This window comes from Paenirhizobium selenitireducens ATCC BAA-1503 (assembly GCF_900492185.1).
GTDB lineage: Bacteria > Pseudomonadota > Alphaproteobacteria > Rhizobiales > Rhizobiaceae > Allorhizobium > Allorhizobium selenitireducens_A.
The window spans coordinates 86018-102133 of sequence record NZ_UEYP01000013.1; the positions used below are offsets into that span (position 1 = coordinate 86018).

Sequence of the window (16116 nt, forward strand, 5' to 3'; positions counted from 1 at the left end):
CGGAAGTCGCGACAGATAGGCTTCTATCTCAGCTCCGGACTCGCCATGATCGATCAGGAAAGATGCGCCGTTCTTGAGGGAAATCCACATGGCTTTCGATGCCGACGATCTGCATCCAATGCGCTTCCTGCGCCAGTTCCCCGAGGCGCGGGAGATCGTCCGCCGTGAGGTTAATCATTGCCATAACGGGTTGCTGACCTCCGATGCCTTCCAGCGTGTCGCCGACGCAGGCATGACTGCCTATAATCGGGCGCTGGACAAGCTCCCCTTCAAAAAACGGCCGACAACGACCGACGTGGCCGCCGGTACGATAAGCACCGTCGCTCATCTTGTGGCTTTCGCGGCCGGCGGCCGTAACTCCTTCTGGCTGCCAGCGGAATTGGTCGCGCTTCTCCGGAGAACCGATCTCGGCGATATCCGGCTCTCGGATATGCACTTGCCCTTCCGGTGCTTCTATCTCGGCTTCGCCGGCGGGCTCGACGTCGGTCTTCCCGGCGAGCCGAACGTCATCGATGGCGCCTATGTCGAAAGTTTCGCGCGCGGCCCCGACAACGATACTGCGCCAAGCCTGTCCTTCTATATCACCAGCCGGCGGACGGACGGTCCGCATCGCGGTTCGGGCACCTGGATCATCGGCCACGAACCGCACTTCTTTGCGCCGCTGACACTCGCTTCACCGGACGACACCTTGCAGAAGGCACTCGACCAAGCGGTCGCCACGAACGATATTGGCCTTCGCCCGGACCTCGACGCCCTGGCGAGCCTTCGGGAAGGTGTCGAGGATGCCCGCAAGGACGGGTTTCCGGTCGGCAGCCCGACGCTTTCCGGCTACGAGCGCGCCGCGTTGTTCAATCAGGCGGCATATCCCACCGCCAGCGGCGTGCTAGCCTTGCTCTGCAACGCACTGTGCCTTCTGTCGAGTGAACCCGCGCTTGGCACGCCGGAATGGCCGAAACAAGCGCCCCCCTCGCTCGTCGATGCAGTTGTCAACGCCAGCACACCAAAGCGTCGTCGAACCGCAGCCGGCCGTCTCGCGGAAGATGGCTATTTTTCCATCCGCCGGCTGGATTTTCACCTTGGCGCGGTCGAGCACCGCACCGACGATACAATAGCCCCTCACCTTCCCGGCCGCGAAGTGGCCGCGCATTGGCGCCGCGGCCATTGGCGGCGGCAGGCGCACGGTACGGGCCTCAGCGAGCGACGCCTGATCTGGATTCGCCCGGTGCTCGTGCGGCAGGACCGTGGCGAACCGGCTATCGGTCATCTCTATGCGGTGACGGAGCAGGGTAGATGAACAACGACGATGAGCACATCCAATCGGCCGTAACGGTCAACCCCGTTCATGCGGAGTCCACCTCCCCTCCCCTACCCGCGCACTTGGAACAGCTTACCAATCGGGCGCGTGGCTATGTCGAGGCGGCAAGCTCCACCAACACCCGCCGCGCCTACGCCGCCGACTGGAAGCATTTTGCCGCTTGGTGCCGGCGCCAGAACCTGTCCCCCCTCCCCCCGGATCCTCAGGTCGTCGGACTCTACATCACCGCCTGCGCCTCCGGCAGTGCCATTGGCACCGCGACGCGCGGCATGAAGCCTAATACCGTGTCGACCATCGAGCGGCGTCTTTCTGCGATTGGCTGGAACTGCGCCCAACGCGGGATGCCGCTCGATCGCAAGGATCGCGCCATCGCCACCGTCATGGCCGGCATCCGCAACAAGCACGCCGCCCCTCCCCGGCAGAAGGAAGCAATACTGCCGAAAGACCTGATAGCCATGCTGGAAACCCTAGACCGCGGTTCCCTGCGCGGCTTGCGCGACCGGGCCATGCTGCTGATCGGCTTCGCTGGCGGCCTGCGCCGATCGGAAATCACCGGGCTCGATCTCGGCCGTGATCAAACGGAAGACGGACGCGGATGGATCGAGATCCTTGATAGGGGCCTGATGGTGACGTTGCGCGGCAAGACCGGCTGGCGGGAGGTAGAGATCGGCCGCGGTTCCTCCGATGGCACCTGTCCGGTCGCCGCGGTCGAGACCTGGATCAAATTCGCAAAGCTGGCAAAAGGCCCCCTCTTCCGTCGCGTCACTGGCCAGGGCAAGAATGTCGGACCGTACCGGCTCAACGATCAGGAGGTGGCCCGCCTGGTCAAGAAGACGGCGGTCGCCGCCGGCATTCGTGGCGACCTTCCTGAAATCGAGCGGGGGCTGAAATTCTCAGGTCATTCGCTGCGTGCCGGCCTTGCCTCCTCGGCCGAGGTCGATGAGCGCTATGTCCAGAAACAGCTCGGCCACGCCAGCGCCGAAATGACCCGCCGTTACCAGCGCCGGCGCGATCGCTTCCGCGTCAACTTGACAAAAGCGGCCGGGCTGTAGACCCCCTCCCCTACCGATGGCTCGCTCAGACCTTTGAACCGTGTCGGGAGCGCTCCGCGATGCTGGATAGATCGACTTTCTTGCCCGCGACATCCGCAACAATTTTCAACGTGCCGCCGAGGGATTCGACATAATCGCGAAGCGTCGAGAGCTTCATGTCGGCGCGCTTCTCCAATTTTGAGACGTTGGTCTGCTTGAAACCGGTCCCGGCGGACACGTCTTCCTGCGTCCTACCAGCGAGTGCCCGCAATTCACGCAGATTGTGCCGCGCTGTTCATCCTCAGGTAGCATCTGTATCAGCTTATCGAGATCATCCATGTTTCTTCTCCAACACGCTCAGATGCTCGTCATAGCGCTTGTCCGCCAGATCGATCAGCCGTTTATAGAAGAGCTTCTGGCTCACACCGCTCTTCAGAATCAATCTTCGTAAATATAGCCTCATTGTCATCGAAATTCATTGCCGATAATCGAATTTCATGAGAGTTTCGCACCGAAACTAATTTTCAGAAGCGGATATCAGGATTCATGGAGCAGGGACGAAGAAAGCCGTTTTCAGGCGCGGTCAGCATTTTTCACGGCCGCTGGATGCCGGAAACCGCCATCCCTGTCGGCTATGCGGCGCTGATCGATGCCTTTGAATTACCCGTGCCTGTGCCAATCAACCTGTCAGCGATCGGCCCACGTCACAAAGTTTATGAGGCCGAGAGTTGGAACATTTACACCCCGCGCCACCAGCCGGGCAATGACCTTGCCGGACACTTGACCTTCGCGCTGCGCTATGAAGGCCTGGACCTTGCCGTTCTGAAAGCCCTGTTCCGGAAAATTGGGCCTGAACCGATCGCTGACATGGTGCGCGCGGCGCCTACTGGCGCCTATGCGCGACGGCTGTGGTTTCTCTACGAATGGCTGCTCGGTATACGGCTCGATCTGCCCGACGCGGCACAGGGCACCTATGCCCTTGTCGTAGATCCCGACCGGCAATTCGCGGTGGGTGGAGCGAGTTCGACAAGACATCGGGTGAAGAACAACTTGCCCGGCACACCAGCTTTCTGCCCGATGATCTTCCGCACGCCCGCGCTCGACGCGTTCGTTGCGCGCGGGCTTGGAGACGAAGCGCGGCAGTTGATCGCCGAAGTGCCGGCGGATCTGCTTGCACGCACCGCCGCATTCCTGCTGCTCAAGGATTCGCGCTCGAGCTTCCAGATCGAGGGAGAAGATCCACCGCAAGATCGCATCCAACGCTGGAGCCAGGTGATCGGTGAAGCCGGTCGCCGGCCAATAGACCGCGCTGAACTGGAGCGGCTGCAACGGATTGTCATCGGCGACGCGCGCTTCGTCCATCTCGGCCTGCGCGTTGAGGGTGGCTTCATCGGCGAGCATGATCGCCTGTCGGGCGCGCCGATCCCCGATCATATCAGCGCCCGACATGAAGACCTGCCCTCGCTGATCGACGGCCTGGCCTCTTTCGACCGCAGCGCGGCACAGCACCTCGATCCTGTTCTCGCCGCAGCAGCCCTCGCCTTCGGCTTCGTCTACATCCACCCTTTCGAGGACGGAAACGGCCGACTGCACCGCTATCTGATCCATCATGTTCTCGCCGAGCGCGGGTTCAACCCTCCGGGACTCGTCTTTCCGGTCTCGTCCGTCATCCTAGACCGCATCGATGCCTATCGAACCGTCTTGGAAAGCTACTCACGCCGCCTTTTGCCGCTTGTTCATTGGCAACCAACCGATCGTGGCAATGTCGCGGTGCTGAATGACACCGCCGACTTCTACCGCTACTTCGACGCAACGCCGCACGCCGAATTCCTGTTCGAATGCGTAGCCCGAACGATCGATGTGGATCTGCCGGCCGAGACGGCATTCCTACGCATCTATGACGCGTTCAAGATCGAAGTGCAGCAGATGATCGATATGCCCGATCGCTTGCTGGACCTCTTGTTCCGGTTCCTACGCCAGAACGAAGGGCGACTGTCAAAGCGGGCTCGCGACAAGGAGTTTTCGGCGCTCAGCGACGCAGAGGCCGCTCGGATCGAGACAATTTACGCCGAAATCCGCCAATCAACAGGATGACGCGATGTCGTCCATCACGTCTGGCGGCGGTAGCCGTTGGCGCTGAAATACCCGGCCTTAACGAGATGTTGATGTTGGACAAACTCCATTAGAGACGCTTTCAAACGATCGGTGTGCTCTCACGCATCGATTGAAAGCGTGACTTCAAAGCTAGCGCACGGAATAACCGCGCGATGCAATTCATTACCGTCTTTCCGATCGAGATACTGACCAACTTGTTCTTAGTGAACATCCCTGACGGTTGTTGTAAACTCAGCCTTGGAAATCGCTTGGTCGTCATTGGGTCCTGCAAGTTCAATGACAAACTACTTGAACTGCTGGAGGGCATAGCATCCCCCGGACGCGGGCCGTAGCCAAAAATGCCAAGCGACCACTTTTGTTATCAAAGTGCCCCCCAATCAAAGGGCAGCACAGCTGGACGGGTGCCTTCGCGGAACGGCCTTAGCGGCTTTGCGACTCAACTGTAGTCGCATTGTAATACATATTGTGTTGCATCCTCCCCCGTCGAATATTCGCCCCTCAACGCTGATAAGCCCCTGTCTTACAAAAGAAAATCAGGAAAAAAAACGGCTGACAAGGCGAGCCCAATCCAGCGATGCGAACAGAATCGATCCTGACAAGGTTCAATGTCGTTGACTGCAGAGTGCCAGCATCAAGCGGTTCTTCGATCTCCGCCGTCATTAAGCTTCAAAAGAGCCATCAGCATCGGCCCAAGTGAAAACTCCCCACGCTCGGAGCGCCTGGTGAGATCCCGAAGATAGCCGCCGGCAGATGTTATAAAGTTCGATCGTTCGAGAATGCAGGCCATAGCCACCGCGGCATTTTCCGGCCCCATGGCGTTGCATGCCTCCTCGTAAGCTGAGGGGCTGACGCCCAGCATGGAGCGCACCACGACGGCGGCCTTCATGAGCTCGCGCCAGTTTTCCATACGTCCGCCGGGACCATAGTCGGCAATCTGCGGGCAGGCCCGAAGAACCATCCCCAGTGGGAAGGCCTTTATTGGCTCAGGCTTCGCCTTCTCTCGTCCGTTCGCCCCGCGCTTGGTTTGAGGTTCATCCTCCAGGCTTCCGTCCTGCTCCTTTCGGGAGCTAGGTTCAGATTCATGGATAGATTCGGTATTTGAATTCTGTATATGCCGTTCATTCTGGACGGCATTGCCATGCATATTCTCAGGTTTTAGCTGCATTTCCAGGGTGTTGAGGATCTCTGTCCGAAGCAGCTGCATTTCATCGAGTGCGAGTGCGAGCTGAACCCTGTCCGGATAGCGTGGAAGGCGTGCAAGAATGTCGACATAGACCGCCTCTACCTGCCCCCAGTTGCCGGACGCACCCTCCTCCACCGCAGCTGAGATGAGCTTTCGCACGTCTCGCCGGCAGACCGTAAGAGCTTCTTTTGTCCGCCGGAACCGCGTTCGCTCCGCAGCGACGTCCTGTGCGATATGCGCAAGTTCATGGGTGCGAGCCAGTAGAGGGGTCAGATCGAAGCCATAGGCCTGCTCTACCTCACCGTCACGATTGCGATGCGCGTATCGCTTCCCGTTCGGACTATCGCGGCGCAGAATTAGCCCGGCCTCAACTAGCGCCGCGAGCTGCCGCCTAAGTGTGCTCTCTGTGATCCCGTGAGCGCGAACCGATAGCTGCGCATTGGATGGGAAAACGACAAGCCCGCGGCTCGAATCGAGCTCCCCGTGCGGGTAAAACGTCAGGAGGGCATCGAGAACGGCCAAGGCCCGATCTTGCAGTCCAAGGCGTTCTCGCGCCTCGCAGACATCGCGAAACACTTTCCACTTTTCAATCCGCGTGTTCTGATCCGGATTCTTGATTGCCATTTGTCTTTTGACCTGGGCGAGCGACGTCGATCGCCGCCCAAAGGGCGTCGTCACATCTCCTGTTTGCATTTTTCTCTCACCTTTCTTCAGGCAAAAGAAATCCGCTCACCAAAATGGCGCCAAGACTCTTGACTGTGATTCCGGGAAATGCGATTCTCGATCCTGCTAGAGATGACGAGAGAGGCTTCCACGGTTCGCCGTTTGGGGGCCTTTTTCTTTTGCGGTTTAGTCTCCGTTGGTTTCGTTTTGCGACCCCTTGTACTCCTCGTACAAGCGATCCATGCGAGAAGACAGCCATTCGCTGAAGGGCTTGGCTTCGACATTCGTGAGCTCGATGGCAACCTTCTTCGCTTTGGCGGTCATCGCGAAATTCAGCGAGCGATCAGACGAGATCCAGTCTTTTGCTGCGGTATCGGCTTTGGGCTTTTTCGCAGCCGACTTGGCCTTGTATCGCTTCACGTAGTCATGGAGTTCATCAAACCGCTCTGCTTCAGGAAGCTTTTGAAAGCCGGCCGACGCTGCATGCTCAACAGCGACCTTGGAGAGGGCAGGGGCAAGTACCAACTGCCGGAGGCTGAGCCACCGGTCACGCCCAATTTTCTTCGATGCACCCAAGGCCTGAATGACTGGCGCTGGCACCGCCTCGACGACAGCAAGCATCTTCGACAGCATCGCCTCATCGATGGCGAGCGACGAACGAACCGTTTCCTTGGTCATTCCAGACACGATCAGGTTCTGAGCGAAGTAGGCGCGTTCAATGAAAGACAGGTTTGAACGGGCTGCGTTTTCCTGTCCCTGCACGATCGCCGAGGTGATATCGTCGAGCTTCTTTACGATCGCCCTGACCGGAACTCCCAGTTCGCGAGCCACCCTGAGACGACGGTGACCGAACACGACCATGTATCGCTTGGCATCCGTGGAACTGGGGCGAACAAGGATAGGCGTCGTCTGTCCTGATTCCTTGATTGCCTGAAGCAGTTCCTGAAACTCTTCTCCGTCGTCTGAAAGGCGGTCGGCCACGAAGGACACGTCAATCAATCGCGGATCAAGCTCCACGATCACCTCACCTTCCATGAGCTTCTTGGTGTTCTCGGCCATATCTTCAATGGAGCGAACAACCGTCTTGGCGGCTCCTGTCATGCCGTAACCGGGTTTTGTCGGCGTCTGGTTTGCCGAGATCGACGCCATATCCAGTTTGGCGAAAGGATTTTCACGGGACATAAGTGCTCTCCCAACCTGCTGTCAACGCCGGTAAATCATTGACATCACTTTGCAAAACGATAAAAAAAACGGCTGACAAGTGCCTCATTTCCTCCCCCAGACACCGTGGATGAGCTCAACGATTTCCGCGTTGGCGGCGTTCAAGCTCTCCATTGCCCTGTCGTAGGTTGCCCGAACAAACTCACCGCGCTCAACCTCATACAATGTCTGCTTCTTTATCGAAGCATCGGAAATCGCAGTGGACTTCAGAACGTGGTTTCTCAGCATCTGCTGTGCGAACATCGACTGCATGAACCCGACCATCTGGGCCTGCGGAATATCCGTGGGCTCAAAGCGGGTGATAAGATACCGGAACCACTGAACACGCATTTCGGCCCCGGCCTCCGCAACCGGCCCCATGATCCCCCCGAGCATCATGAGAAACTGGCTCATCGACATGATGTCCAGCATCTGAGGATGAATGGTGATGAGGATTCCGGTCGAAGCCATGAGGGCGGTAATCGTCAAATAGCCCAACTGAGGAGGGCAATCGATGACGACCACATCGTACTTGTCATCCACCTGCTTCAGAGCGCTGGCGATCCGCATATAGAAGAGTCGGCCATCCTCCCCCTTCTTGGAGGAGATCGCCAGTGGCACGTCATATTCGTATTCCTGCAAAACCAGGTTGGCGGGCACAACATCCAGTCCAGGAATGTTGGTCGGCTGGATGACGTCAGCGATTGACTTCCGCTCGTCGTCAAATCGAAGGGCCTCATAAAGAGAGGCAGTATCATCAAGCTCCGGTTGGATGCCGAAAAGCGAAGTCAGTGAAGCCTGCGGATCAAGGTCGATCGCCAGCACACGATGGCCGGTGAGGGCGAGGTATTGCGCAAGGTGTGCGGCAGTGGTGGTCTTGCCGCTTCCGCCCTTGAAGTTGACGACCGATACAACCTGCATCGGCTCTCCTTCCTTCCGCCTTGGCACATAGTATCGCTTGTCGGACTTCTTGTTTGCCTCGAGATAGTCCCGAAGCTCGAGCATCTGGTCAGCCGTGTAGTATCGGCGCCCACCGATGGACTCAATCTCCGGTCCTTTCCCGTCAGAATGGAGTTGCCTCAGGTGCGTCTGCGTGACACCCATGAAGTCCGCAACTTCAGCAAGCTGAAACTTGCGCAGCCCCTTGCGAGCATCAGGCGGGTACTGTTGGCTGCGCAACATATGCAACGCGCTTGAGATCTTCGCCCCTTGCTCGGCAATCTCAATATCAAATCTGTTGGGCAGCATATTGCTCATTTTGCGAACTATTTCCCCGGAGGTCGTCAGTTTCGAAAAAATGGCTCGAACGCCATCATTTGCGAAACTATCCTGCGATTCCGGCATCCTCGCAAGAGATTTAAAGTTAACAAGTAGTTAACGGAACTGCCGGAGAGGCTAACAGAATATCGATTCATCCAAAGACTTCCGCATGTTAGCCCGGCTTTGTCCGCCAGCACCACTGACAGCGAAATGCAAATCTGCACCTCTTATCAACATCCTAGAACCCGGTTCCCAACCGGCTTTTGAGACGTATAGCGCCGATTCGGTAGAATCACCGGGTGCAAATCTGCACATAGCCACACGCAGCACGAGATGATTTCCCTTCGCCTGACCAGTTCATGCGGAGATCACCATGCAGATTCTGAGCGTCTCGGCCGACCACTACGCGAGTAACCACAACTACCTGAACCAGATGCACCGTCTTCGGGCCGCCGTGTTTGGCGGTCGCCTGGAGTGGGATGTCAGCATCACCGAACAGGGAGAGCGGGATCAGTACGATGATCTCCGCCCAACCTACATCCTGGCGATCTCGGCCGACCAGAAGGTCGTCGGCTGCGCACGCCTGCTACCCGCATTCGGCCCGACGATGCTGGAACAGACATTCCCGCAACTGCTGGAGCGCGGTTCGCTCGCCCCCCATGCCGCGATGGTCGAGAGCTCACGCTTCTGCGTCGACACGTCGCTTCAAGCGGGGAGGGGAGGAGTTCTGCATCAGGTGACGCTCACGATGTTCGCCGGCATCATCGAATGGTCGATGGCCAACGGATACAAGGAGATCGTCACCGCGACGGATCTTCGTTTTGAACGTATCCTGAAGCGTGCGGGCTGGCCAATGCACCGCCTCGGCAATCCGGTTGCGATCGGGAACACCGTCGCCGTCGCGGGCAGTCTGCCGGCTGATCGCCCTAGTTTCGAACAGGTCTGCCCGCCAGGTTACCGCTTGGCGATCGCGCGCAACGATTCCGGCCTCTTCAGGAGCGCCGCGTGACCCAACTCCGCTCCCATCCACGCCTCGTGCGCAAACTGCAGGACGCCCTCGGAGACCAACTGTGTGTCGCACTCGACGATGTGACGGTCGTCGAGATCATGCTCAATCCCGACGGAAGGCTGTTCATCGAACGGCTGGGGCACGGGGTCGCCCCGGCCGGCGCTATGAGCGCCGCCACGGCCGAAATCGTCATCGGCAGCGTCGCCCATGCGCTGCAGTCGGAAGCAGACGATGAACGACCGATCATCTCCGGCGAACTGCCGATCGGCGGACATCGGTTTGAGGGATTGCTGCCCCCCGTGGTATCGGCACCTGCCTTCACAATCCGTCGTCGCGCGTCACGCCTCATCCCGCTCGACGACTACGTGAAGTCGAAGGTGATGACCGAAGCGCAGGCCTCGGTTTTACGAAGCGCCATCGCGTCGCGCATGAACATCGTCATCTCAGGCGGAACCGGGTCGGGCAAGACGACGCTTGCCAATGCCGTGATCGCCGAGATCGTCGCAACAGCCCCCGACGATCGCATGGTCATCCTGGAAGACACCGCCGAGATCCAGTGCTCGGCAGAAAATGCCGTGTCGCTCCACACCACCAACACGGTCGATATGGCCCGGCTGCTGAAGAGCACGATGCGTCTCAGACCCGACCGCATCATCGTCGGCGAGGTCCGCGACGGCGCCGCACTGACGCTACTCAAGGCCTGGAACACCGGTCATCCGGGAGGCGTCACCACGATCCATTCCAACACGGCGATGTCAGCACTCCGCCGGCTTGAGCAACTGACGGCGGAAGCGAGCCAGCAGCCGATGCAGGAGGTGATCGGCGAAGCCGTCGATCTGGTCGTCTCCATCGAGCGCACGGGCAAGGGCAGGCGGGTCCGGGACGTGATCCATGTCGAGGGGTTCGGCAATGCCCGTTATCGGACCGAGCACTACGCCCAGATTGATGAGGACAGCCATGCCGCATGAGACAAGGATAAAGCTCGCCACCCTGGGCATCGCCGCTATCGCGCTGGCCTTGGCAGAACCGGCACTCGCCTCTTCTGGTGGCGGCGGCCTGCCATGGGAGTCACCGCTGCAGCAGATCCAGCAATCGATCACCGGGCCAGTCGCCGGCTTTATTGCACTGGCGGCCGTCGCCATCGCCGGCGGCATGCTGATCTTCGGCGGCGAACTGAACGATTTCGCGCGGCGGCTTTGCTTCATCGCCCTTGTCGGCGGGATCCTGCTTGGCTCCACACAGATCGTCGCCCTGTTTGGCGCGACCGGTGCATCAATCGGAGCGGTCGACACGCCATCAGCGACCGACATCGCCACGCCGACGCGCACGCCTTCATGGGAAGGGGAGGGAGCCCATGGCTGAGCCTGGCTCCAACCTTTCCCGCTCGCCTGTACACAGGGCGCTATCGCGTCCGAACCTGCTGATGGGCGCCGACCGCGAATTGGTGCTGCTGACCGCCCTTGCCGCCGTCATCCTGATCTTCGTCGTGCTGACTTGGTACGCGGCGCTCTTCGGCCTCGCGATCTGGCTGATCGCTGTCGCGGCACTGCGCATGATGGCAAAGGCCGATCCTTTGATGCGGCGGGTCTATATCCGCCATATCTCGTACAAGACGTTCTATCGCGCGACGTCGTCGCCCTGGCGCAGGTTCTGAGGGTTCTCGATGGTTGCCCTCAAGTCATTCCGTCATTCCGGTCCGTCCTTTGCCGATCTGGTACCCTATGCCGGCCTCGTCGAAAACGGCGTAATCCTGCTCAAGGACGGCTCTCTTATGGCTGGCTGGTATTTTGCCGGGCCGGACAGCGAGAGCTCGACGTCCGTCGAGCGCAACGAAGTCTCGCGACAGATCAATGGGATCCTGTCGCGGCTCGGATCCGGTTGGATGATCCAGGTCGAGGCCATCAGGGTGCCGACCGGGGAATATCCTACAGAGGCCGAATCCCACTTTCCGGATCCGGTCACGCGAGCGATCGACGACGAACGGCGGGCGCATTTCCAGAAGGAGAGGGGGCATTTCGAGAGCCGGCACGTAATGATCCTGACCTGGCGGCCGCCCGAGCCGCGGCGCTCGGGTCTGACCCGCTATGTCTATTCTGATGCGGCAAGCCGTTCCGCAACCTATGCCGACAAAGCGCTGGAGACGTTTCTGACCTCGATCCGCGAGGTCGAGCAATATCTCGCCAATGTCGTGTCGATCCGGCGGATGATGACACGCGAGGCGCAAGAGCACGGCGGTTTCCGCGTCGCCCGCTATGACGAACTGTTCCAGTTCATCCGCTTCTGCATCACCGGCGAGAACCATCCGGTCCGTCTGCCTGAGATCCCGATGTATCTCGATTGGCTGGTGACGGCCGAGCTGCAGCATGGCCTCACGCCTTTGGTCGAGAACCGCTTTCTCGGCGTCGTGGCGATCGACGGCCTGCCGGCGGAAAGCTGGCCGGGGATCCTGAACAGCCTCGACCTGATGCCGCTCACCTATCGCTGGTCATCGCGTTTCCTCTTCCTCGATGCCGAGGAGGCGAGGGCAAAGCTGGAACGCACCCGCAAGAAATGGCAACAGAAAGTCAGACCCTTCTTCGACCAGCTGTTTCAGACACAGTCGCGCTCAGTCGATCAGGACGCCATGGTGATGGTTGCCGAAACCGAGGATGCGATCGCCGAAGCCTCGTCCCAGCTCGTCGCCTATGGCTACTATACGCCTGTCATCGTCATCTTCGACGAGGACCAGGCCCGCCTACAGGAGAATTGCGAGGCGATCCGCCGGCTGATCCAGGCGGAAGGGTTTGGCGCACGTATCGAGACGCTGAATGCGACCGACGCTTTTCTCGGCAGCCTGCCCGGCGTCTCCTACGCCAATATCCGCGAGCCCTTGATCAACACCCGCAATCTTGCCGACCTTATCCCGCTTAATAGCGTCTGGTCGGGGAGTCCGACCGCGCCTTGCCCGTTCTATCCGCCAGCCTCGCCGCCGCTCATGCAGGTCGCCTCCGGTTCGACGCCGTTTCGGCTGAACCTGCATGTCGATGATGTCGGGCACGCGCTCATCTTCGGGCCGACAGGCTCCGGCAAATCGACCCTGCTGGCGCTGATCGCCGCGCAGTTCCGGCGCTATGCGCAAGCCCAGGTCTTCGCCTTCGACAAGGGTGGCTCGATGCTGCCGCTGACGCTCGGACTCAATGGCGATCACTACCAAATCGGCGGCGATATCGGTCCTTCGGCAGTAGGCGAAGTGAAGGCGCTGGCTTTCTGCCCGCTTGCCGAGCTTTCGACCGATGGCGACCGCGCCTGGGCGTCGGAATGGATCGAGACCCTGGTGGCGCTGCAAGGTGTGACCATCAACCCGGACTATCGCAACGCCATCTCCCGGCAGATCGGGCTCATGGCGGAATCGCGCGGCCGTTCGCTCTCGGATTTCGTATCGGGCGTGCAGATGCGCGAGATCAAGGACGCGCTGCACCACTACACCGTCGACGGATCAATGGGGCAACTGCTCGATGCCGAGGAGGACGGCCTAGCGCTGGGCACCTTTCAGTGCTTCGAGATCGAGGAACTGATGAACATGGGCGAACGCAATCTCGTGCCCGTCCTCACCTACCTGTTCCGTCGCATCGAGAAACGCCTGACCGGCGCCCCTAGCCTGATCATCTTGGACGAGGCTTGGCTGATGCTCGGCCACCACGTGTTTCGGGATAAGATCCGCGAGTGGCTGAAGGTCTTGCGCAAGGCCAATTGCGCCGTCGTGCTCGCTACCCAGTCGATCTCGGATGCGGAGCGCTCCGGCATCATCGATGTGCTGAAGGAATCCTGCCCGACAAAAATCTGCCTGCCGAACGGGGCGGCGCGGGAGCCGGGCACGCGCGAGTTCTATGAGCACATCGGCTTCAACGAGCGGCAGATCGAGATCGTCGCGACGGCGCTTCCGAAGCGCGAATACTACGTCGTTTCACCGGAAGGCCGCCGCCTGTTCGACATGGCACTCGGTCCCGTCGCGCTCTCCTTCGTCGGCGCGTCCGGCAAGGAAGACCTCAAGCGCATTCGCACCCTTCATTCCGAACACGGGGCCGCATGGCCTCTCCACTGGCTCAAGCAAAGGGGGATCGCTCATGCCGATACACTCTTTCCCACCGCGTGAAACGGCACGCACCGCGGTCATCGCGGCCATCATTCTCTCCGCCGCGCTACCGGTCCCGGCTTATGCTGGCGGTGTCACCGGGCAGGCCACCGAATGGACGCAACTCGCCAACAATGCCGAGCTCGTGTCGCTGGTCGGCAAATCGGCCGAGCAAGTTAACAATCAGATCACCCAGATCTCCCAACTTGCCGAGCAGATCCAGAACCAGCTGAAGATCTACAACAATCTCCTGCAGAACACAGCGCAGCTTCCGAACCACATCTGGGGGCAGGTCGAGAACGACCTCATGAACCTGCAGAACGTCGTCGCGCAGGGGCGGGGCGTCGCCTTCTCGATGGGCAATATCGACGATGTGCTGAAACAGCGCTTCCAGAGTTTTGCCGAGATGAAGAGCAATCTGCCTGATGGAGCCAGCTTCTCCGCGACCTATCAGAACTGGTCCGACACCAACCGCGACACGATCGCCGGAACGCTGAAGGCGGCAAACCTGACTGCCGAGCAGTTTTCCAGCGAAGAGAGCACGATGTCGTCGTTGCGCTCGATGTCGGAATCCGCCGACGGACAGATGAAGGCGCTGCAGGTTGGACATCAGATCGCCGCACAGCAGGTCGCGCAGATGCAAAAGCTGCGCGGCCTCGTCTCCCAGCAGATGACTATGATGGGCACATGGTTTCAATCCGAACAGGCCCAAAAGGATCTGGCCCAGGCGCGCCGTGAGCAGTTCTTCAGCGCAACCGAGCGCAACATTCGCGGCGGCCAGGCCATGGAGCCACGCTGGTGAGCCCGCGTCTGGTGGTCATCCTGGTATTGACGGGGATCGTCGCGCTCAGTGCCGGCATCGTCACCTGGAACGTGGTGCAGCCGCGTCCGGCCCGCGTGTCCGGATCGGGCGCCGCCGCTGCGCGACCTGCATCCGAAACCGAGCGCCGCGAGCATCGCGAAAAATTCTTCAGCGGCGATCCGGACCGAAACGTCCGTGGCGGCCAGGAGATGAAGCCGCGATGGTGATCGTCCGTCCCTCCAGGAAGCTGGAGCTCGCGTTCATTTCGATCGGCCTCATCCTGTTGGCGGCGACGCCGGCGCTTGCCCAACAGGGTTCGGTCCTGACGACGCTCGAAAACTCCGTCGTCACTGCCACGAAAGGTTGGGAGACAACGGTGATGAACGCGGCGCGTTCGCTGTTCTGGATCCTTGCCGGTATCGAGGTCGGGATCGCCGCCGTATGGCTGGCGATCAACGCCGCCTCGCTCGACAGCTGGTTCGCCGAGCTCGTCCGGCGGATCATGTTCATCGGCCTCTTTGCCTTCATCCTTGACCAGGGACCGTCCTTCGCCAAGGCCGTTGTCGATAGTCTCTATCAGATCGGCGCCGGCGGCGGCTCGGCATCACCCGCAAACATCTTCGACGCGGGCATCCGGGTCGCGACCAAGATGTCGGAACAGGCGAAGTTCGGCTTATGGGAAGACAACGCGCTGGCGATCGCCGCGGTCTTCGCCATGGTCGTGGTCGTCGTCTCCTTCTCGTTGGTCGCCGCGATTTTCGTTGCCGTCATGGTCGAGATGTATGTCGGTCTGCTCGCCGGCATGATCATGCTCGGTCTTGGCGGCTCGTCCTTCACCAAGGACTTTGCCGTCAAATATCTGGTCTATGCCTTCTCGGTTGGCATGAAGCTGATGGCGCTGGTGATGATCGCCAAGATCGGCTCCGACATTCTGCTGGGCTTGGCCGAAGCGCCGACGGCCATATCCGAACAGTTCATCACCACACTTGCCATCGCCGGGATCTCGGTCGTGGTCTTCGTGATCGCCATGTATGTCCCGCCGATCCTGCAGGGCGTCGTGCAGGGCGTCTCGATTGCCGGCGGCATGGAAGCGATCCGCCACGGCGGCCAGGCCGCGACATTCGCGGCTGGCGGCGCTTTCCTCGGTGCAAGCGCCGCAACGAAAGGGGCGCAGACCGCGAGCTCGGCACGGGCAGGGGGCTCGTCGATGGCCGGCGCGGCACTTCGCGGCATGGCATCGGGCATTGGCAATGCTGCTCACGCTGCCGGATCGGCAGCCAAGGACAAGGCGATCGCCGCCCCTGGAGCCTATGCCGGATCGCTGCTTGGCCTCGCCAACGCAAAGCTCGACCAGACGCGTCAGTCGGGCCGGTCAACACCGCCCCCTCCGCCCCCGCCCCCCAACGAGAACAAATAGCTGGAGGCTG

Annotated in this window: 15 protein-coding genes; 11 read left to right on the plus strand and 4 right to left on the minus strand. The window is 60.2% G+C overall.

Annotated features, from left to right (window positions below; all coding sequences use genetic code 11):
• Positions 1 to 88 precede the first annotated feature (88 nt).
• Positions 89 to 1294 (plus strand): hypothetical protein, encoded by a 1206-nt coding sequence (locus RHIZ70P_RS18230; protein WP_115671909.1) that lies wholly within the window; start codon positions 89 to 91, stop codon positions 1292 to 1294.
• On the plus strand, positions 1291 to 2367 hold the full coding sequence (locus RHIZ70P_RS18235; protein ID WP_115671910.1) for a tyrosine-type recombinase/integrase: 1077 nt from the start codon (positions 1291 to 1293) through the stop codon (positions 2365 to 2367). Before RHIZ70P_RS18230 ends, RHIZ70P_RS18235 begins: the two co-directional genes overlap by 4 nt.
• A 25-nt stretch (positions 2368 to 2392) precedes the next feature.
• Here the strand turns inward: RHIZ70P_RS18235 and RHIZ70P_RS18240 are convergent, their stop codons facing one another.
• Positions 2393 to 2584: a hypothetical protein gene (locus RHIZ70P_RS18240; protein WP_235842273.1), complete on the minus strand. Its 192-nt coding sequence runs from the start codon at positions 2582 to 2584 to the stop codon at positions 2393 to 2395.
• Positions 2585 to 2892: 308 nt separating this feature from the next.
• Here RHIZ70P_RS18240 and RHIZ70P_RS18245 point away from each other — a divergent pair, with 308 nt between their 5' ends.
• On the plus strand, positions 2893 to 4440 hold the full coding sequence (locus RHIZ70P_RS18245) for a Fic family protein (protein WP_115671911.1): 1548 nt from the start codon (positions 2893 to 2895) through the stop codon (positions 4438 to 4440).
• A 652-nt stretch (positions 4441 to 5092) separates the two neighbouring features.
• Here RHIZ70P_RS18245 and repC read toward each other — a convergent pair.
• The 3 genes from repC to repA all read right to left on the minus strand — a co-directional run bounded on the left by repC (position 5093) and on the right by repA (position 8764).
• Positions 5093 to 6337, minus strand: a complete 1245-nt coding sequence (gene repC / locus RHIZ70P_RS18255; RefSeq protein ID WP_115671913.1) for a plasmid replication protein RepC — start codon at positions 6335 to 6337, stop codon at positions 5093 to 5095.
• Between the two features lie 156 nt (positions 6338 to 6493).
• Positions 6494 to 7489 carry a plasmid partitioning protein RepB gene (gene repB, locus RHIZ70P_RS18260; RefSeq protein WP_115671914.1) on the minus strand — a complete coding sequence of 332 codons (996 nt, stop codon included), beginning with the start codon at positions 7487 to 7489 and terminating at the stop codon, positions 6494 to 6496.
• A gap of 84 nt (positions 7490 to 7573) precedes the next feature.
• The gene (gene repA / locus RHIZ70P_RS18265; RefSeq protein ID WP_064334921.1) at positions 7574 to 8764 is read right to left on the minus strand and encodes a plasmid partitioning protein RepA; all 1191 of its coding nucleotides are present in this window, start codon (positions 8762 to 8764) and stop codon (positions 7574 to 7576) included.
• 376 nt (positions 8765 to 9140) lie between these two features.
• Here repA and RHIZ70P_RS18270 point away from each other — a divergent pair, with 376 nt between their 5' ends.
• Genes RHIZ70P_RS18270 through trbL form a run of 8 tightly spaced genes read left to right on the plus strand, consistent with a single transcriptional unit; the run spans position 9141 to position 16106 of the window.
• Positions 9141 to 9776, plus strand: a complete 636-nt coding sequence (locus RHIZ70P_RS18270) for an acyl-homoserine-lactone synthase (RefSeq protein ID WP_115671915.1) — start codon at positions 9141 to 9143, stop codon at positions 9774 to 9776.
• Positions 9773 to 10744: a P-type conjugative transfer ATPase TrbB gene (trbB, locus tag RHIZ70P_RS18275; RefSeq protein WP_115671916.1), complete on the plus strand. Its 972-nt coding sequence runs from the start codon at positions 9773 to 9775 to the stop codon at positions 10742 to 10744. Before RHIZ70P_RS18270 ends, trbB begins: the two co-directional genes overlap by 4 nt.
• The gene (trbC, locus tag RHIZ70P_RS18280) at positions 10734 to 11138 is read left to right on the plus strand and encodes a conjugal transfer pilin TrbC (RefSeq protein ID WP_115671917.1); all 405 of its coding nucleotides are present in this window, start codon (positions 10734 to 10736) and stop codon (positions 11136 to 11138) included. The genes trbB and trbC overlap by 11 nt, the downstream gene beginning before the upstream one ends.
• A complete protein-coding gene (locus RHIZ70P_RS18285; protein WP_115671918.1) occupies positions 11131 to 11430 on the plus strand; it encodes a conjugal transfer protein TrbD in 300 nt (99 codons plus the stop codon). The genes trbC and RHIZ70P_RS18285 overlap by 8 nt, the downstream gene beginning before the upstream one ends.
• A gap of 9 nt (positions 11431 to 11439) precedes the next feature.
• Entirely contained in the window at positions 11440 to 13908 is a 2469-nt protein-coding gene (locus RHIZ70P_RS18290; RefSeq protein ID WP_115671919.1) for a conjugal transfer protein TrbE, read from the plus strand.
• Entirely contained in the window at positions 13880 to 14689 is an 810-nt protein-coding gene (gene trbJ / locus RHIZ70P_RS18295) for a P-type conjugative transfer protein TrbJ (protein ID WP_115671920.1), read from the plus strand. Before RHIZ70P_RS18290 ends, trbJ begins: the two co-directional genes overlap by 29 nt.
• Complete coding sequence (gene trbK / locus RHIZ70P_RS18300) at positions 14686 to 14916, plus strand: entry exclusion protein TrbK (RefSeq protein WP_115671921.1); 231 nt, start codon at positions 14686 to 14688, stop codon at positions 14914 to 14916. The genes trbJ and trbK overlap by 4 nt, the downstream gene beginning before the upstream one ends.
• Entirely contained in the window at positions 14910 to 16106 is a 1197-nt protein-coding gene (gene trbL, locus RHIZ70P_RS18305) for a P-type conjugative transfer protein TrbL (RefSeq protein ID WP_115671922.1), read from the plus strand. Before trbK ends, trbL begins: the two co-directional genes overlap by 7 nt.
• Positions 16107 to 16116: the final 10 nt, after the last annotated feature.